The following is a 15496-nucleotide window of genomic DNA, read 5'->3' as shown; positions in this document are numbered from 1 at the left end:
AATGTCACTTTCCTAATTACAATTTATGCTTGGCGGCCATAGCGCTGTGGTACCACCTGATCCCATGCCGAACTCAGAAGTGAAACGCAGCTGCGCCGATGATAGTGTGGGGTCTCCCCATGTGAAAGTAGGTCATCGCCAAGCGCCTCATTTAAAATAGCCCCACTGGTTAGTTCCGGTGGGGCTTTTTTAATTGTGTTGATTTATGCTGAGCGACTTGAACATGGGATAAACAAAGTAGCGACGTAGTCGCCATCCTTATGTGTGACAGTAGGGCGAATATCGCGACAGCGATGGGGCATGAGCAATGTTCACCCATCGCCAAGCGCCTCATTAAACGAACCCTGTTGACTGACGTCGACAGGGTTTTTTTATGCCTGAAATTCGAGGATATAATACTTACAGTACTTACCGTACTGACCTATTCTGTTTACGACACATCCTTTGACCTTGGGGCGCTGGCTTTAGCCTGCAGTGTCTTTGTGTTAATTTTGGTTTTAGCTTATGACATTAAAAATTAAATAATTATTAGCTTCTCCCATTTAGGGTATTAGCCGAATGTGGTCGTTTTCTGTGTTTAAGGAGCTGATTAATACTCACAATATCACTAAAAGCCAACACATTAAAACTGCAGGCTAAAGCCAGCGCCCCGAATATCAAGCTTTGCTTGATAGCTGTCGCACTGTTATGAGATCAGTGAAAGTGTTGAATTTTAATGTTGATGTAACGTATTTAAGAAACATCTTTTGACCTTGGGGCGCTGGCTTTAGTCTGCAGTGTTTTGCTTTTTTGTGTTGTCTTTGATTTACTGCTTTGTAAGAAAGCGATATGAAATTTGAAGTGCCAACACCAAAAGATCTGCAGGCTGAAAAAGGGTGCGCAGAGCTTGCCTGCTCATGAGACCAACCTGACGGTTGATTCGCCCAGCGCTCCTAATATTAAGCTGTGCTTAATTGCTGTTGCCTAATTCGACCAGTACCTTAATCTTACACAATATGTACTATTACCTTTGTTATTTTACTGTCAGTAATTGTTTATTAGTTTACCCTTAAGAATCACTTAGTAGAGGGCAAGTTTATGTTACAATTCAGGCTTTATTTTTTACTGTGTTTATTCAAGTAGATTTCTTATATTTTATAACTTGAGTGAATGATTATTAAGGCTTTATTGTTATGAATGCAATTGAACTTCACAATATAACGAAAACCTACAAAGGTGGTGTTACAGCTTTAAAAGGAATTTCTTTACAGGTCAAAGAAGGTGATTTTTATGCTTTATTGGGACCAAATGGGGCTGGTAAGTCATCGACTATCGGTATTATCTCTTCGTTAGTAAATAAAAGCTCAGGCAAGGTAAGTATTTTTGGCTATGACATCGATACTCAACTTGAACTAGCTAAAAGCCAAATCGGTTTAGTTCCTCAAGAGTTTAACTTCAATCAATTTGAGCCGCCTTTACAAATATTAGTTAACCAAGCTGGTTATTATGGGACGCCGCGTAAAGAAGCCTTTGTAAGGGCTGAAAAGTATTTAAAGCAGCTAGATTTATGGGGTAAACGTAATGAGCCTGCACGTGAGTTATCTGGTGGCATGAAACGCCGCCTAATGATCGCGCGCGCCTTAATGCATCAACCTAAATTATTGATTTTAGATGAACCGACAGCAGGTGTTGATATTGAGTTAAGACGTTCAATGTGGACGTTTTTAACTGAATTAAATCAACAAGGTGTAACGATAATTCTAACGACTCATTATTTAGAAGAAGCTGAAAACTTATGTAGAAATATCGGCATTATTAATCAAGGTGAATTAGTGATTAATACCAGTATGAAAGAGTTATTGAGTCGATTAGATAATGAAACCTTTATCTTGGATGTTGAACATTTTAGTCAATTGCCTACCAGTAATGAATTTACTTTAACGGCTATTGATGACAGTACCTTAGAGTTAGAGCTGCCAAAGTCACAATCACTTAATCAAGTATTTGCTTTGTTAAGTGAGCATGATGTTGAAGTTAAAAGTTTAAGAAATAAATCTAACCGCCTAGAAGAGTTATTCTTAGAGCTAGTAAAGAATGGAGTTATCGATGCTAAATAATCAATATGTGATTGCTGTTAACAGTATTTGGCGAAAAGAGATCAATCGCTTTATGCGAATTTGGGTGCAAACCATAGTGCCGCCTGCGATTACTATGTCTTTATATTTTATTATTTTTGGTAATTTAATTGGCTCTCGTATTGGTGAAATGAATGGTTTTAGCTATATGGCCTTTATTGTGCCTGGTTTGATCATGATGTCGGTGATCACTAACTCTTATTCTAATGTGGCTTCGTCATTTTTTAGTGCCAAACTACAACATAATATCGAAGAGCTGTTAGTGGCGCCTGTCCCGAATTACCTGATTATTTTAGGTTACATGGGTGGCGGTGTTGCTCGTGGTTTAATGGTTGGATTGATCGTCACTTTAGTTTCGTTATTTTTTGTAGATTTGCATATACATAATATCTTTGTGTTAATTGCGAGTGTGTTATGTACTTCTATTTTATTTTCATTAGGTGGGTTGCTGAATGCTGTATTTGCTAAAACCTTTGATGATATTAGTATTATTCCAACCTTTGTTTTAACGCCTTTAACCTATTTAGGTGGTGTCTTTTATTCTATTTCGCTATTGCCTGACTTTTGGCAGGGTGTTTCACATTTTAATCCTGTGTTTTATATGATCAATGCTTTTCGTTATGGTTTCTTAGGGGTATCTGATGTACCAATTATATGGTCATTTGTAGTGATTTTTAGCTTTATTACGGTGACTTATTCTCTGTTATATATTTTATTAAACAAAGGTATAGGTGTGCGTACATGATCGATATTACAGGCGATTCACGGGTTATTACATCGAATCAACAGGGGTTAAATGAGAAACTCGATGAAGTGGTTTTAAAACATTTACAGCATGACTTTAAAAAGCCATACCAGACTCATACATTACAAGCTTTTAAAGAGGTGGAGAAGTGGGTTGAGCAACAGGGAAAGCCAATTATTTTTGATTCATGTTGTGGCGTAGGTGAAAGTACTTATCATATTGCAAAAGCTCACCCAGAAGCGATTGTATTAGGTATGGATAAATCAGCAGACCGATTATCAAAACATCCTAATGATAATGAAGAAGTGATCCAAACCTTAGATAATTATCGTTTATTACAGGTCAATCTCAATGATTTTTGGCGTTTAGCGGTAGAAGCAGAATGGACATTGTCACACCATTATCTGCTATACCCAAATCCATGGCCAAAGGCAAAGCATTTACAACGTCGTTGGCATGGTAGTGCAGTTTTTCCTTCTATCATTAAGCTGGGTGGGAAGTTAGATGTGAGAAGTAATTGGTTTACTTATGTTGAAGAGTTTCAAAGAGCGCTAGTATTAGCTAATGTTGAAAGTCAGATCGATGTCTATAGTGCCGAGAAAGCTATTACGCCTTTCGAAAGAAAATATTGGGCGAGTGGCCAGCAATCCTTAAGATTATTATGCGATCTGTAAGATACTTGTAATTAAATGAAATATTATGTGTGTTTTATAGGTCTATCTTGATTCAATTAAGTGAGGAAAAGATATGCTTATTAAACACACTAAAAAATCACAGTTAAAAGAATCACAAATAACTGGTGAGTCGGTTTATAAAGAGCGTCGAAATATAATGAAAGGGGTGGGGCTTGCTGCGTTAACGCTACCTTTTACAAAAACTGCCACTGCCGGTGTTTTTGATATCTTTACCAGTAGCGGTGATGAAGCAAAGGCAGGTGGCACTTTTCAGCGTACACCGCTCAGTTTTACTAAAAATACTAACTTCCAATCATTAACCAGTTTGACCCCAGAAAGTAAAGTCCTTGAATACAACAACTTCTATGAATTTGGTACGGGTAAAGGTGACCCTGCTGAATACGGTCAACAATTCAAAGTTGATCCATGGTCATTAACTATTGATGGGCTAGTAGATAATCCAATTACCCTGAATTACGAAGATCTATTAAAGAAATTTGAGATAGAAGAGCGCTTATACCGTATGCGTTGTGTAGAAGCCTGGTCTATGAATATACCATGGTTAGGGTTTACCTTAGCCAGTTTATTAAAACAGGCGGGGATTAAGTCTAATGCTAAGTTTGTTCGTTTTGAAACTGTTTATGACCCTGAACAGATGCGCGGTCAAAAGTCACGATTTGTAGGTGGAAGTATTAACTTTCCTTATGTAGAGGGCTTAACTATCGCTGAAGCGATGAATCCATTAGTGCTGATGTCGGTTGGCTTATATGGTAAAACCTTAGCTCCACAGAATGGTGCACCGATACGCTTAGTCGTGCCATGGAAGTATGGCTTTAAAAGTATCAAGTCAGTAGTAAAAATTACAGTGACTGATAAAGCACCTGTTAATACATGGCAAGCAATTGGCCCCGATGAATATGGTTTTTTTGCAAATGTGAATCCTAATGTAGATCATCCTCGCTGGAGTCAAGAAACTGAACGTTTTATTGGTGAAGGTAATGTTTTCCAACAATCTAGAAAACCAACTTTAATGTTTAATGGGTACGAAGAGGAAGTGGCTGATTTGTACAAAGGCATTAACTTGTCTCGTTACTTTTAATGGTCACTGAGTATAGAGATGTTTAAGATTCCACCATTAGCTATTACCTTAATTAAAGCGATTATTCACTTAGGTTCATTATCGACTTTACTGTATTTTTATATATTGATTGATAGTAATCGCTTAGGAGCTGATCCTGTTAAAGAGATGATCCACTTTCTTGGTAAAACAGGACTGAACTACTTATTAATTACGTTAGTGATTACACCTTTTGCTAAGCGTTTTAAACAACCTTTATTATTAAGGCTAAAGAGAGTATTGGGTTTATATAGTTTTGCTTGGATCTGTTTACATTTTACCGCGTTTCTCTGGTTAGAGTTAAACTGGCAAGTGGGGTTACTGATAGAAGAAACCATTAAGCGACCTTATCTAACCTTAGGCATGGCCGCTGGAACAATCCTTTTATTGTTGAGTATTACCTCTCTCAACGCTATTAGGAAAAGAATGAAACAAGCTTGGTTTACTCTTCATAGATGGGTATATGTGGCGTTAATATTAGGCACTGTACATTATTATTGGTCGGTGAAGTCTGGACTGATAGAACCAAGTATTTACTTTGCCTTATGCTTTATTTTATTAAATGAGCGTCGACAATACTTTAAATCTTTATATTATTCAGTTTTTAAAAAATCAAAAACTATAAACTAAAAGGTATTAAAGGGTGCTATCAGAAAATAGCACTCTGACTTATTAACTTATTAACTTATTAACTTATTTACCTTTAAGCGCCCACAGTTGAGCAATATTCTCTGCGACATTTTCTACGTTTACTTTAGCGTCTGCAAAAGCTTGTTGTAATGTCATTGCGCCTGGTACTGCTGCAAAAACAGCGTCTATGCCACATTCATAAACAGCTTGGTGATCTTTTCCTAAACTGCCAGCGATACCGATTACTGGAATAGCAAATTGTTTGGCGACTTTAGCTACTCCCATCGGGGTTTTACCAAAAACTGTTTGATGGTCAATACGGCCTTCACCTGTGATCACTAAATCCGTTTGTTGCATATCTTCGCTTAATTTAACTGCTTCTAGTACGAGCTCTATCCCTGGCTTTAAACTTGCCTTAGCAAAAGCCATTAATGCAGCGCCCATCCCGCCAGCAGCGCCTGAACCGGCAGTGTCTAATACATCAATAGACAGTTGTTGTTTAATGCATTGACCATAATGAAGCAGGGCTTTATCTAATAGTTCGATATCTTGTTCTGTAGCACCTTTTTGCGGACCAAAGACATGAGTTGCCCCTCGCTCGCCACATAAAGGGTTGTCAACATCACAGGCAACTAATACTTCGCAGGCTTGCAGGCGAGGGTCCATGTCATCAATATCTATTTTAACGATATCTTGTAACCCAGCGCCGTTTGCGGTGATCTCTTGATTGTTTTGATCTAAAAATCGCACCCCTAAAGCACTCATCATACCCATGCCACCATCGTTAGTGGCACTGCCACCTAAACCAATGATGATTTTTTTTGCACCATCATCTAATGCTGCTTTAATTAACTCGCCAGTACCAAAACTTGAGGTCACTTTCGGGTCTCTTGCGTGCTCAGGTACGTGATGTAAACCACTGGCTGCTGCCATCTCAATAACGGCGGTATTAGAATCATCGCCTAACAAACCATAAAAGGCATCCACTGCTTTACCGATAGGGCCCGTAACTGGAAGATTTTTCACCTCTCCTTGAGTCGCATCGACTAACGATTGAACAGTGCCTTCACCACCATCTGCGACGGGTACTAACACGTATCGTGCATCTGGAAAGACTCTTTAAAGCCGGTTTCAATAGCGATACAAACTTGTTTAGCAGTTAAACTTTCTTTATATGAATCAGGTGCGATTACTATTTTCATGCTCATCCCTCTGCTTAAATGATATACCTATTATTAACGTTAGCACATTCTCAGCGCTGATCCGATAAAAGGAAAGTAGATAATACCAATTGTATTAAATAACTGATCTAAATTTTGCGCCGGAAAAATGGCTTAGTTTGAGGCGTAAGTTGATGTAAATGGTTGTTCCCTATACGAAACTTACAACGAAAAAATAAGTTGTTTTAACAAGTAAAATAGATCAGTTACTTACTATGATTGGTATAAGTAGATGGATTTTCATGGGGGAATAAAAAAGGCCGTTAACAATTAATGCTAACGGCCTCTATACTTAATGACTGATTGCGTCAGATTAAGCAACTTGAATAGGTACGTCTTTACTTGTACGAACAATGTTATTGTCTTTATCTAAGTAAACTAGGCTTGGTTTGTGGCCTGCAATTTCTTCAGCCTCTAACGCAGCATAAGTACAGATGATCACTCGGTCACCAACGCAAGCTTGACGTGCAGCTGCACCGTTAACTGAGATGATTTTTGAACCACGTTCACCTACGATTGCATAAGTAGAGAAGCGCGCACCGTTTTCGATATTGTAAATTTCGATTTGTTCATACTCTAAAATACCAGCTTGCTCAAGAAGGTCCTGATCGATTGCGCATGAACCTTCGTAATTTAATTCAGCGTGAGTAATACGAGCTTGGTGCAACTTGCCTGTTAGCAGTGTCTTTTTCATACAAAACCTTTAATTTTAAAATTTGAAATGAGTCTGTTTTTCTCAGTACGGCGACTATAAAGTAAAAACTTTAAGGGTGCAAATCAACAACTAGGTTGTCAATTAAACGTGTTTCACCTAAGAACGCGGCCATTAATACAACTGCTTGTTTACTATCAGCTGTTAAAGGCGCTAATGTTACTGGATCAACAACATGAATTTTGTCGGTTTTAAAACCAGACTGATCTAGCGTTTGACCAGCATCTTTGATCAGTTGTTTATAGCTCCCCCAATTATGTGGTAGCTGTTGTCCCAATTGATTCATTACTTCCGCAATTTTAGGCGCAATTAACTTTTCATCGGCTGAAAGCTTGTTGTTACGAGAACTCATGGCTAACCCTGATGTTTCACGTACCGTTGCAACAGGAATGATTTCAATGGGCATCGCTAGGTCAGTGACCATTTGTTTGATAACACATAGTTGTTGGAAATCTTTTTCACCAAAACAAGCAAAGTCTGGTTGTACTAGATTAAATAACTTAGCGACTACGGTACTCACACCTCGGAAGTGTCCTGGGCGTAATTCACCTTCTAAACAATCGGATACACCAGGTACTTCCACAAAGGTCTGTGCTTCCAGACCATTCGGGTAAATTGTGTTAGCTGAAGGGGTGAATACAATATCCACAGCCGCTTGTTGTAACTTTTCACAATCCGCTTCAAGGGTTTTTGGGTAATTGGCTAAGTCATTGGCATTGTTAAATTGTAATGGGTTAACAAAAATACTGACCACTGTAACGTCAGCATGTTGTTGTCCCTCTTTAACTAACGTTAAATGACCTTGATGTAGGTTTCCCATTGTTGGGATAAAACTAACTTGCTTCCCTTGCTGTTTGATATCGCGTATTGCTGAGCGCAATAGCTTAGGGTTTTGGATTACTTGCATAGTTAACTCTTAATACGTTAAATAATAAAATAGGGTGCACTAGCCTTAATAAAAGCTATGTTCTGCGCCTGGAAATATTTTATTTTCTACTTGCTCTTTATATAGCTCAACTGCACGACGGATATCGCCTGTTTCTACTAAAAAGTTTTTAGAGAACTTAGGGCAGAAGCCTGCTGAAATGCCAAAAGCATCATGCATTACTAGAATTTGTCCATCGGTTTCTGTACCTGCACCGATCCCGATAACAGGAATGTGCAATGCTTTAGTGACACGTTCAGCTAACGCAACCGGCACACACTCTAATACCAATAGTTGAATACCCGCTTGTTGTAATGCTAATGCATCTTCAACTAGCTTATCAGCTTGCTCTTCAGCACGACCTTGTACTTTATAACCACCAAATACATTCACTGATTGAGGGGTTAAGCCTAAATGGCCACATACTGGAATACCACGTTGTATTAAGCCGATCACTGACTCGTTTAACCAATCGCCGCCTTCTAATTTCACCATGTTAGCGCCTGCACGCATTAATGTTGCTGCATTGCTATAGGTTTGCTCTGGTGTTGCGTAAGACATAAAGGGTAAGTCTGCAATGATTAATGACTTTTCAGTGGTACTCGCTACTGCAGCAGTGTGGTAGGCAATATGTTCAACGGTAACGGGTAGGGTAGAGTCATGGCCTTGTAATACCATGCCTAGAGAGTCGCCTACTAATAATACCTGGATACCTGCCTGGTCAAAAATAGCCGCAAAACTTGCATCATATGCGGTAATACAGGTGATTTTCTCTTGCTCTTGCTTCATTTTAGCTAAACGAGAAACGCTTATTTTAGCCATTGTTGCTCCTAACTAGCAGTGTTTTATAGGGGTGATTCTACTGGCGTAATCAATTAATTCAACCAGTAATAGCAGTCAGACCATTTTTATCGCAATCTTTTAGCATCTCGATCAAAGGTGTGCCATCGGGCATGGTCAACTCTGGTGCAATTTCAAATAAAGGATACAGAACAAACTCTCGATCTTTCATGCCATAGTGGGGAATGGTTAAGCGCTGATCGTCAATCACTTGCTCTGCGTATAGCAAAATATCTAAGTCTAGGGTTCTTGGTCCCCAACGCTCTGCTTTACGCTCTCGACCTTGTGATTGCTCAATGGCTTGTAATGCATCTAAAAGAGCAATAGCCGATAAGTTAGTTTCAACTGCTGCAACTGCATTAATATAATCGGGTTGGTCTTGAGGGCCCATTGGCGCACTACAATACAGAGATGAGCAACTGATTAAGCTCGTCTCTGTAATATAATTCAGTGCTGTGATTGCTTGTTTTGCTTGTTCAACTGGATCGGCTTGATTGCTACCAATCGCGATGTAACTAATCATTCTTTTACTCACAGCAGGCTTGCGTTTAGGTTTACTATAACGACGCTTTTTAGCCGGTCTATCAGCATTTGGTTTATACTCTTTGGCTTTATTAGTGTGGCTACGTGCATTATTGTGCTCAGGCAATTTGTTATGAAGTTGGTATTCTTCCCACCAAGCTGTTAATTCAGCAAGTTCTCGGCTTTGCTCTACACGTGCTCTTAATGATAAGAAGTCAAAGGCCGCACGGAATTTTTCATGGGCATAAACACGTTGTGCACGTTTACCACCAAAGCGCGGCAGACGGTGTTGTAATACCCAAATGTCACGAATAGCTGCAGTAAAACGTTTAGGAATTGCAATGGTTTTTACTTGAATGGTTAATACTTCATTCATCGCTAGCATAAAGGCATCGTGTAATTCGATACCACTTTCAAAACTCATCTCTTGTGCGCGCTGCTCAAGTGGGTACCAAAGCATCACTGCATAAATATAGGCAGGGGTAACACGTTTACCTTCAGCAATACGTTTGTCTGTATCGGTTAAGGCCTGTTCAATCATTTTAGTGGCTTTATCATCTTCTCCCCCTTAAATAGGATAGGGAATAATACAGGTAGTAGCTTGTATTCTTTTAATAGACGGTAAGTTGCTAAACCTTGGCCTGATAATAAAAGTTTAATCACTTCATCAAAATGACGTGCAGCTGGAATATCTTGCAATAACGAAGCTAAGCGGCGGATAGGCTCTGCACACTCATCGCTAATAGATAAATCTAACTTCGCGGCAAAACGGATAGCGCGTAACATACGTACCGTGGTCTTCACGGTAACGTACTTCTGGCTCGCCAATCAAAGTTAGGCGACGTTGAGCTAAATCATCCATACCACCACAGAAGTCATATAACGAATAATCTGCGATATCGTAATAGAGTGCATTTACGGTAAAATCACGGCGCTCGGCATCTTCTTCTAATGAACCGTACACATTATCACGCAGTAACATGCCTTGCTGTGACTGTTTTACTTTTTGTTTGTCTTGTTCAGCTTCGTCATGGTGACCACGGAAAGTAGCAACTTCTATGATTTCACGACCAAAAAGGATATGAGCTAAACGGAAACGACGACCAATTAAACGACAGTTTCTAAAAAGCGCTTTTACTTGCTCTGGTGTTGCATCGGTAGTGATATCAAAATCTTTTGGTTTTAGCCCTAATAATAGATCGCGCACACCGCCACCCACTAATAAAGCGCGGTAACCAGCATTATGTAAACGATATAAAACCTTTAATGCATTTTCATCAATATCTGAACGTGAAATAGAGTGTTGGTCACGTGGAATGCGATATTGAGATAATGATTTCGTCTGTTCGGCTGCTTTCTTTTTTTGAAATACTTTTTTTACCAGTTTGCTTAAGCGTTTAATAGCTCTATCCTCTGCATCTACTTAGATGGAATTAGTCTGAAAAATTGTGCGCTTATTTTATGTGCGCTGTTGCTTAAAAACAAATTAAATTTATAGTTCGCTACTATAGCGTCTATTAAATAACCGCTACTGTGCATAAACACTGCATTACTTAGTCAATATTTATCCATTGACAGAGGAGTTTAAATCTCTAACAGATAGCCCAATAGGGCGAATATTAAATTTATATTTGAATTTCACGTTGTTTTGGGACGCTTTCTAACGACCAGTGTTGTATGGCCCAAGTTAAAATATCACTACAGTTTTGTTGCGGAATATTATTTGGGACAGTATGACCTAAAAAGGCCAGTACTTTTTTTAATGTTGGTATTGGATTTGATTTATCAACTGCAGCTGCATGGTTTTGCTTTGACAACTTCTGCCCAGGGGCTGTAACTGCAACAGGCAGATGTACATAATTAGGCTTATTGGCCCCCAATAACTGATACAAGCACAGTTGTTTACCTGTAGTAGTGATTAAATCAGAACCTCTTACAATTTCAGTTATACCTTGTTTAATATCATCAATCACTACGGCTAAATTGTAAGCATATAATCCATCTTTGCGTTTAATAATGAAGTCATCTTCAATTTCTGATGGAGCTAATTGAATTAAGCCTTGTAACTGATCTTCAAAGTTATTTGGCTTGTGGGTGATAGATAATAGATTAATGCGCAGTGCATTATTGGTTAGCGGGTTGTTTAAGTGGCGACAATGCCCTAAATATAATCCCCCTTGTTCCTTGATCATCTTGCGTGTGCAGCAACAGGCATAACATAGGCCTTGTTTGATCAATGAAGTTAATACTGCTTCATAGTGAGCACTTTGTTGGTGTTGATAGATGACCGGACCATCCCACTGTAAACCAAAGGCTAATAAGGTCGCTAAGATATCATCGCTGGCACCTGCTACTTCACGTGGCGGGTCGATATCTTCAATGCGCACTTGCCATTGGCCTTGTTGAGATTTAGCTTGTAGGTAACTGCCAACCGCTGCCACTAAAGAGCCAAAGTGCAGAGGGCCAGAAGGAGATGGGGCAAAGCGCCCAATGTAAGGTTTAGAAAACTGTGAATCCACTTGTTTTACTCTATAAACAAAAACGGCTAGCAATCGCTAACCGTTTTAAGCTGAGTTAAGACTGTTGCTTAACCAATGCTTTGTTTTTCTTTGATTTCAGCTAACGTTTTACAGTCGATACATAGATCGGCAGTAGGACGTGCTTCTAGGCGACGAATACCGATTTCAACACCACAAGATTCACAGAAACCAAAATCATCTTCTTCTATTTTTTTCAAAGTTTTGGAGATTTTCTTGATCAAGCGACGTTCACGGTCACGAGCACGAAGTTCTAGGCTGAATTCTTCTTCTTGAGTAGCACGGTCAACAGGATCAGGGAAATTAGATGCTTCATCTTTCATGTGATCAACAGTGCGGTCTACTTCTTCACGTAGTTGTGTAGTCCAAGCTGTTAGAATATTTGTAAAGTGTGCGCGTTGCTCCTTACCCATATACTCTTCGCCAGGTTTTTCTTGGTATGGCTCCACTCCAGCAATAGCTAAAATACCGAGTGTTTTCTTGCTTGTATTAGCAGGCATAAACTTTCCTTCCAGTGATGCAACTTAAATCATCTTTAAACGCATTAAAACGGTGATAAATATAAACAATTGGTTGAACAAACTTTGCTAAGATAGTGGCATCAGTTTTTTTTCGGCGGTATCTATAGCAAGCATCTTCAATAAAGTCAAATAAAGAGTTACATATTGTGAAGTTGTGGTCTTATTTTTGCATTTTGCTCACAATGCGTAAAATAACCTGTTTTTTTATTATCTATTGTTAGTGCCGTTTTTTGTGGTTTAAGGTTGTTATTTTATGTTACCAATTGAAACAGTATTTGCTGACTTACAGCATCAACTTACTGTGCATTCTCAAGTTATTTTACAGGCCCCACCAGGCGCCGGTAAGTCGACCTTCTTACCCTTAGCGTTATTAAAAAGTGGTGCCTATCGCGGTAAAATTATCATGCTAGAACCAAGGCGTTTAGCAGCCCGTAATATCGCCCATTATTTAGCGGAGCAACTGGGCGAGTCTATCGGTGAAAAAGTAGGGTATCGTCTGCGTGGCGAATCAAAAGTGAGTAAAGAAACCCAACTAGAAATAGTGACTGAAGGGATTTTAATTCGTTTATTACAACAAGATCCTGAATTAATCGGCGTTGATTTAGTTATTTTTGATGAATTTCATGAGCGTAACTTACATGCTGACTTAGGGTTAGCCTTTTGCCTAGATGTGCAGGAAAATTTACGCGATGATTTGAGTGTGTTGATTATGTCTGCCACCTTGGATAACCAATCCTTGCAACAACACCTACCTAATGCCGCCTATGTTAGTTGTGAGGGGCGTGCCTTTCCCATAGAGTATATCCACCATAGTGCGAAAATAAGCACCAAAGTTGAGCAACACAGCGCGTTAGTCGCCTTGGTCAAACACGCGTTTCAGGAACAAACCGGTAATATTTTAGTATTTGTGGCAGGAGTAAAAGAGATTTTGCAATGTTGCCAAGCCTTACAAGTTTGGATTGACCAGCATCATTTACCCGTGTTGTTAGCTCCTTTATACGGTCGATTGAGCTTGGATGAGCAGCAACTTGCAATTAAACCTCCACCTCAAGGTAAACGTAAAATAGTTGTCTCGACTAATATTGCAGAAACCAGTTTAACTATTGATGGTATTACAGTGGTTGTTGATTCTGGACGCGAGAGAAGTTTTCAATTTCAATCTCATACTGGGATTGGGAAATTAAAAGATCAGATGATTAGCGAAGCTAGTGCGATACAGCGTGCCGGTCGCGCAGGAAGACAGAGTGCTGGCACATGCTATCGATTATGGTCTAAAGAGACACGTTTAAGAGCGCAGAATGAAGCACCGATTATACAAAGCGAATTAACTGATTTAATGTTAGAAGTGAGCGCTTGGGGAGTGACTCACCCTGAACAGTTACCTTTCTTAACGCAACCTAATACACGCAATGTACAAGTGGCTTTACAGTTATTACAAAAACTTAATGCCATTGATGAAAGAGGTCGTTGTACCACCTTAGGTGATCAGATTATCGAATTTGGTTTAAGTCCGCGTCTAGGGGCCATGTTAATTGCTGCTAAAAAATTAGAAGCTGCATTGAATGAACCGGGAATAGTCGCGTTAGCTTGTTTATTAGCCGCATTAATAGAGAGTAATGAAAAAAGCAGCGATGATATTAGCAGCGCATTAGATAAACCATCTTACTCAGTGAATCAGCAGTATCGCATCCTACTGAAAAAATGTGCGTCTAAAGCACCAGCGCAGTTACCTCGTGCTTATTGTGGTTTATTATTGGCTACCGCCTTTCCAGATCGTATCGCCTTGTGCCGAGGTCAAAATCAACAGCAGGATTATTTACTGAGTAATGGTGCTGGTGGGCATTTATCTGCACATTCTTCCTTAATTGGTGAAGAGATGTTAGTGGTGACCGATCTTGCATTATCTGAACACAGAGCAAATAGCATTATTTTCAAAGCAGCACCGGTCAACTTAGAAGATATTAAAACGCATCTTGCACATTACCTCAACCATGAGGATTATCTTTGTTGGTCATTAAAACAAAATAAATTAATTGCTGAGCGGCGTTTAATGTTAGGGAAGATTACCCTTAATAAAGTGCCTCTAGCTAAAGTGACTAAACAACAAAAACTCCAAGCATTATTAAATGGAGTGCGCCAAGTTGGGCTATCAATGTTACATTGGAGTGATGCGAATAAAGCGTTATTAACGCGATTAAACTATGCATCACAGCAATATAATGAATTCCAACTTACAGGATTTGCAGAGTTTAATCGAACAGGCATTGATTGACTCTGTAAATCAATGGTTAGCTCCTTTTTGTATCGATGTACAGCATCCCGATCAGTTTAAGAAAATTGACCTAAAGAGTGCCTTGTTATCTCGCTTAACATGGGATCAACAACAACGCTTTGAAAAAGACTTCCCGCTGACTATTACCGTACCCACTGGCTCTGCGATTAAATTGCAGTATCGCGATAAACAGTTACCTTTATTGTCAGTAAAAATGCAGGAGTTGTATGGACAAGCGGAAACACCCACTGTTTTAGATGGGCGTATTCAAGTGCAACTTGCATTACTTTCTCCGGCAATGAAACCATTGCAATTAACCCAAAACTTGCATTCATTTTGGGCGGGTGCTTATCTGGAAGTGCAAAAAGAGATGAAAGGGCGTTACCCAAAACATTATTGGCCGGATAACCCAGCCACTGCCGTTGCAACACGTAAAACGAAAAAGCACCTATCTATGGGGTGATATCAGTGAATAAACTAAGTAGTATGAGCGGCGCATTAAAGAGTGACATCGTCTTCACTGAATTATCTATTATATTAAATCGAGTTAATTAAACCTGTTATGGCAAAAACACCACAAAAAAAGGCACGGCAGATAAGCCAAAAACAAGTGCTACAAGTAAAGCAACAAAAAGTACCGCGAAAAAAACGACCAGCACACGTAAAA

At 39.3% G+C, this 15496-nt stretch carries 13 protein-coding genes, 1 rRNA gene and 2 pseudogenes; 8 read left to right on the top strand and 8 right to left on the bottom strand.

The window, feature by feature from the left end; genetic code table 11:
* Positions 1–28: 28 nt before the first annotated feature.
* The 6 genes from rrf (at position 29) to ACLKL2_RS06550 (ending at position 5280) form a co-directional block, all read left to right on the top strand.
* Positions 29–144 (top strand): 5S ribosomal RNA (gene rrf, locus ACLKL2_RS06575).
* A gap of 1028 nt (positions 145–1172) precedes the next feature.
* On the top strand, positions 1173–2096 hold the full coding sequence (locus tag ACLKL2_RS06570; protein WP_413693800.1) for an ABC transporter ATP-binding protein: 924 nt from the start codon (positions 1173–1175) through the stop codon (positions 2094–2096).
* Positions 2086–2859: an ABC transporter permease gene (locus ACLKL2_RS06565; RefSeq protein WP_413693799.1), complete on the top strand. Its 774-nt coding sequence runs from the start codon at positions 2086–2088 to the stop codon at positions 2857–2859. The genes ACLKL2_RS06570 and ACLKL2_RS06565 overlap by 11 nt, the downstream gene beginning before the upstream one ends.
* Positions 2856–3533, top strand: a complete 678-nt coding sequence (gene trmB / locus ACLKL2_RS06560) for a tRNA (guanine(46)-N(7))-methyltransferase TrmB (protein ID WP_413693798.1) — start codon at positions 2856–2858, stop codon at positions 3531–3533. Before ACLKL2_RS06565 ends, trmB begins: the two co-directional genes overlap by 4 nt.
* A gap of 73 nt (positions 3534–3606) precedes the next feature.
* The gene (gene msrP / locus ACLKL2_RS06555; protein ID WP_413693797.1) at positions 3607–4632 is read left to right on the top strand and encodes a protein-methionine-sulfoxide reductase catalytic subunit MsrP; all 1026 of its coding nucleotides are present in this window, start codon (positions 3607–3609) and stop codon (positions 4630–4632) included.
* Between the two features lie 18 nt (positions 4633–4650).
* The gene (locus ACLKL2_RS06550) at positions 4651–5280 is read left to right on the top strand and encodes a protein-methionine-sulfoxide reductase heme-binding subunit MsrQ (protein WP_413693796.1); all 630 of its coding nucleotides are present in this window, start codon (positions 4651–4653) and stop codon (positions 5278–5280) included.
* A gap of 63 nt (positions 5281–5343) precedes the next feature.
* On the opposite strand, the pseudogene ACLKL2_RS06545 reads toward ACLKL2_RS06550, so the two are convergent.
* The 8 genes and pseudogenes from ACLKL2_RS06545 to dksA all read right to left on the bottom strand — a co-directional run bounded on the left by ACLKL2_RS06545 (position 5344) and on the right by dksA (position 12536).
* A pseudogene (locus tag ACLKL2_RS06545) lies at positions 5344–6482 on the bottom strand (glycerate kinase).
* Positions 6483–6813: 331 nt separating this feature from the next.
* A complete protein-coding gene (gene panD / locus ACLKL2_RS06540; protein WP_413693795.1) occupies positions 6814–7194 on the bottom strand; it encodes an aspartate 1-decarboxylase in 381 nt (126 codons plus the stop codon).
* A 70-nt stretch (positions 7195–7264) separates the two neighbouring features.
* The gene (panC, locus tag ACLKL2_RS06535; protein WP_413693794.1) at positions 7265–8119 is read right to left on the bottom strand and encodes a pantoate--beta-alanine ligase; all 855 of its coding nucleotides are present in this window, start codon (positions 8117–8119) and stop codon (positions 7265–7267) included.
* Between the two features lie 45 nt (positions 8120–8164).
* A complete protein-coding gene (gene panB / locus ACLKL2_RS06530) occupies positions 8165–8959 on the bottom strand; it encodes a 3-methyl-2-oxobutanoate hydroxymethyltransferase (protein ID WP_413693793.1) in 795 nt (264 codons plus the stop codon).
* Positions 8960–9017: 58 nt separating this feature from the next.
* Positions 9018–9500 (bottom strand): 2-amino-4-hydroxy-6-hydroxymethyldihydropteridine diphosphokinase, encoded by a 483-nt coding sequence (folK, locus tag ACLKL2_RS06525; RefSeq protein ID WP_113819427.1) that lies wholly within the window; start codon positions 9498–9500, stop codon positions 9018–9020.
* Between the two features lie 18 nt (positions 9501–9518).
* Positions 9519–10883 (bottom strand): annotated as a pseudogene (pcnB, locus tag ACLKL2_RS06520) (polynucleotide adenylyltransferase PcnB); the annotation flags it as partial.
* 241 nt (positions 10884–11124) lie between these two features.
* Positions 11125–12018, bottom strand: coding sequence for a tRNA glutamyl-Q(34) synthetase GluQRS (gene gluQRS, locus ACLKL2_RS06515; protein WP_113819425.1), 894 nt, complete (start codon positions 12016–12018; stop codon positions 11125–11127).
* Between the two features lie 68 nt (positions 12019–12086).
* A complete protein-coding gene (dksA, locus tag ACLKL2_RS06510) occupies positions 12087–12536 on the bottom strand; it encodes an RNA polymerase-binding protein DksA (RefSeq protein WP_113819424.1) in 450 nt (149 codons plus the stop codon).
* A 274-nt stretch (positions 12537–12810) separates the two neighbouring features.
* On the opposite strand from dksA, the gene hrpB reads away from it, so the two are divergent.
* Both hrpB and ACLKL2_RS06500 read left to right on the top strand, forming a co-directional pair.
* Complete coding sequence (hrpB, locus tag ACLKL2_RS06505; protein ID WP_413693792.1) at positions 12811–14829, top strand: ATP-dependent helicase HrpB; 2019 nt, start codon at positions 12811–12813, stop codon at positions 14827–14829.
* On the top strand, positions 14798–15292 hold the full coding sequence (locus ACLKL2_RS06500) for an ATP-dependent helicase C-terminal domain-containing protein (protein ID WP_413693791.1): 495 nt from the start codon (positions 14798–14800) through the stop codon (positions 15290–15292). Before hrpB ends, ACLKL2_RS06500 begins: the two co-directional genes overlap by 32 nt.
* The last annotated feature ends 204 nt before the right edge of the window (positions 15293–15496 follow it).

The sequence above is a fragment of the Psychromonas sp. KJ10-2 genome, from assembly GCF_047323255.1.
In the GTDB taxonomy this organism is placed as follows: domain Bacteria; phylum Pseudomonadota; class Gammaproteobacteria; order Enterobacterales; family Psychromonadaceae; genus Psychromonas.
Note: the sequence above shows the minus strand (reverse complement) of the source record. Positions and strands in the feature narration are given on the sequence as shown.

Coding starts and splice junctions, on each gene's coding strand:
- ACLKL2_RS06570 (WP_413693800.1), top strand. CDS start 1,173: ATGAATGCAATTGAACTTCACAATATAACGAAAACCTACAAAGGTGGT.
- ACLKL2_RS06565 (WP_413693799.1), top strand. CDS start 2,086: ATGCTAAATAATCAATATGTGATTGCTGTTAACAGTATTTGGCGAAAA.
- trmB (WP_413693798.1), top strand. CDS start 2,856: ATGATCGATATTACAGGCGATTCACGGGTTATTACATCGAATCAACAG.
- msrP (WP_413693797.1), top strand. CDS start 3,607: ATGCTTATTAAACACACTAAAAAATCACAGTTAAAAGAATCACAAATA.
- ACLKL2_RS06550 (WP_413693796.1), top strand. CDS start 4,651: ATGTTTAAGATTCCACCATTAGCTATTACCTTAATTAAAGCGATTATT.
- panD (WP_413693795.1), bottom strand. CDS start 7,194: ATGAAAAAGACACTGCTAACAGGCAAGTTGCACCAAGCTCGTATTACT.
- panC (WP_413693794.1), bottom strand. CDS start 8,119: ATGCAAGTAATCCAAAACCCTAAGCTATTGCGCTCAGCAATACGCGAT.
- panB (WP_413693793.1), bottom strand. CDS start 8,959: ATGGCTAAAATAAGCGTTTCTCGTTTAGCTAAAATGAAGCAAGAGCAA.
- folK (WP_113819427.1), bottom strand. CDS start 9,500: ATGATTAGTTACATCGCGATTGGTAGCAATCAAGCCGATCCAGTTGAA.
- dksA (WP_113819424.1), bottom strand. CDS start 12,536: ATGCCTGCTAATACAAGCAAGAAAACACTCGGTATTTTAGCTATTGCT.
- hrpB (WP_413693792.1), top strand. CDS start 12,811: ATGTTACCAATTGAAACAGTATTTGCTGACTTACAGCATCAACTTACT.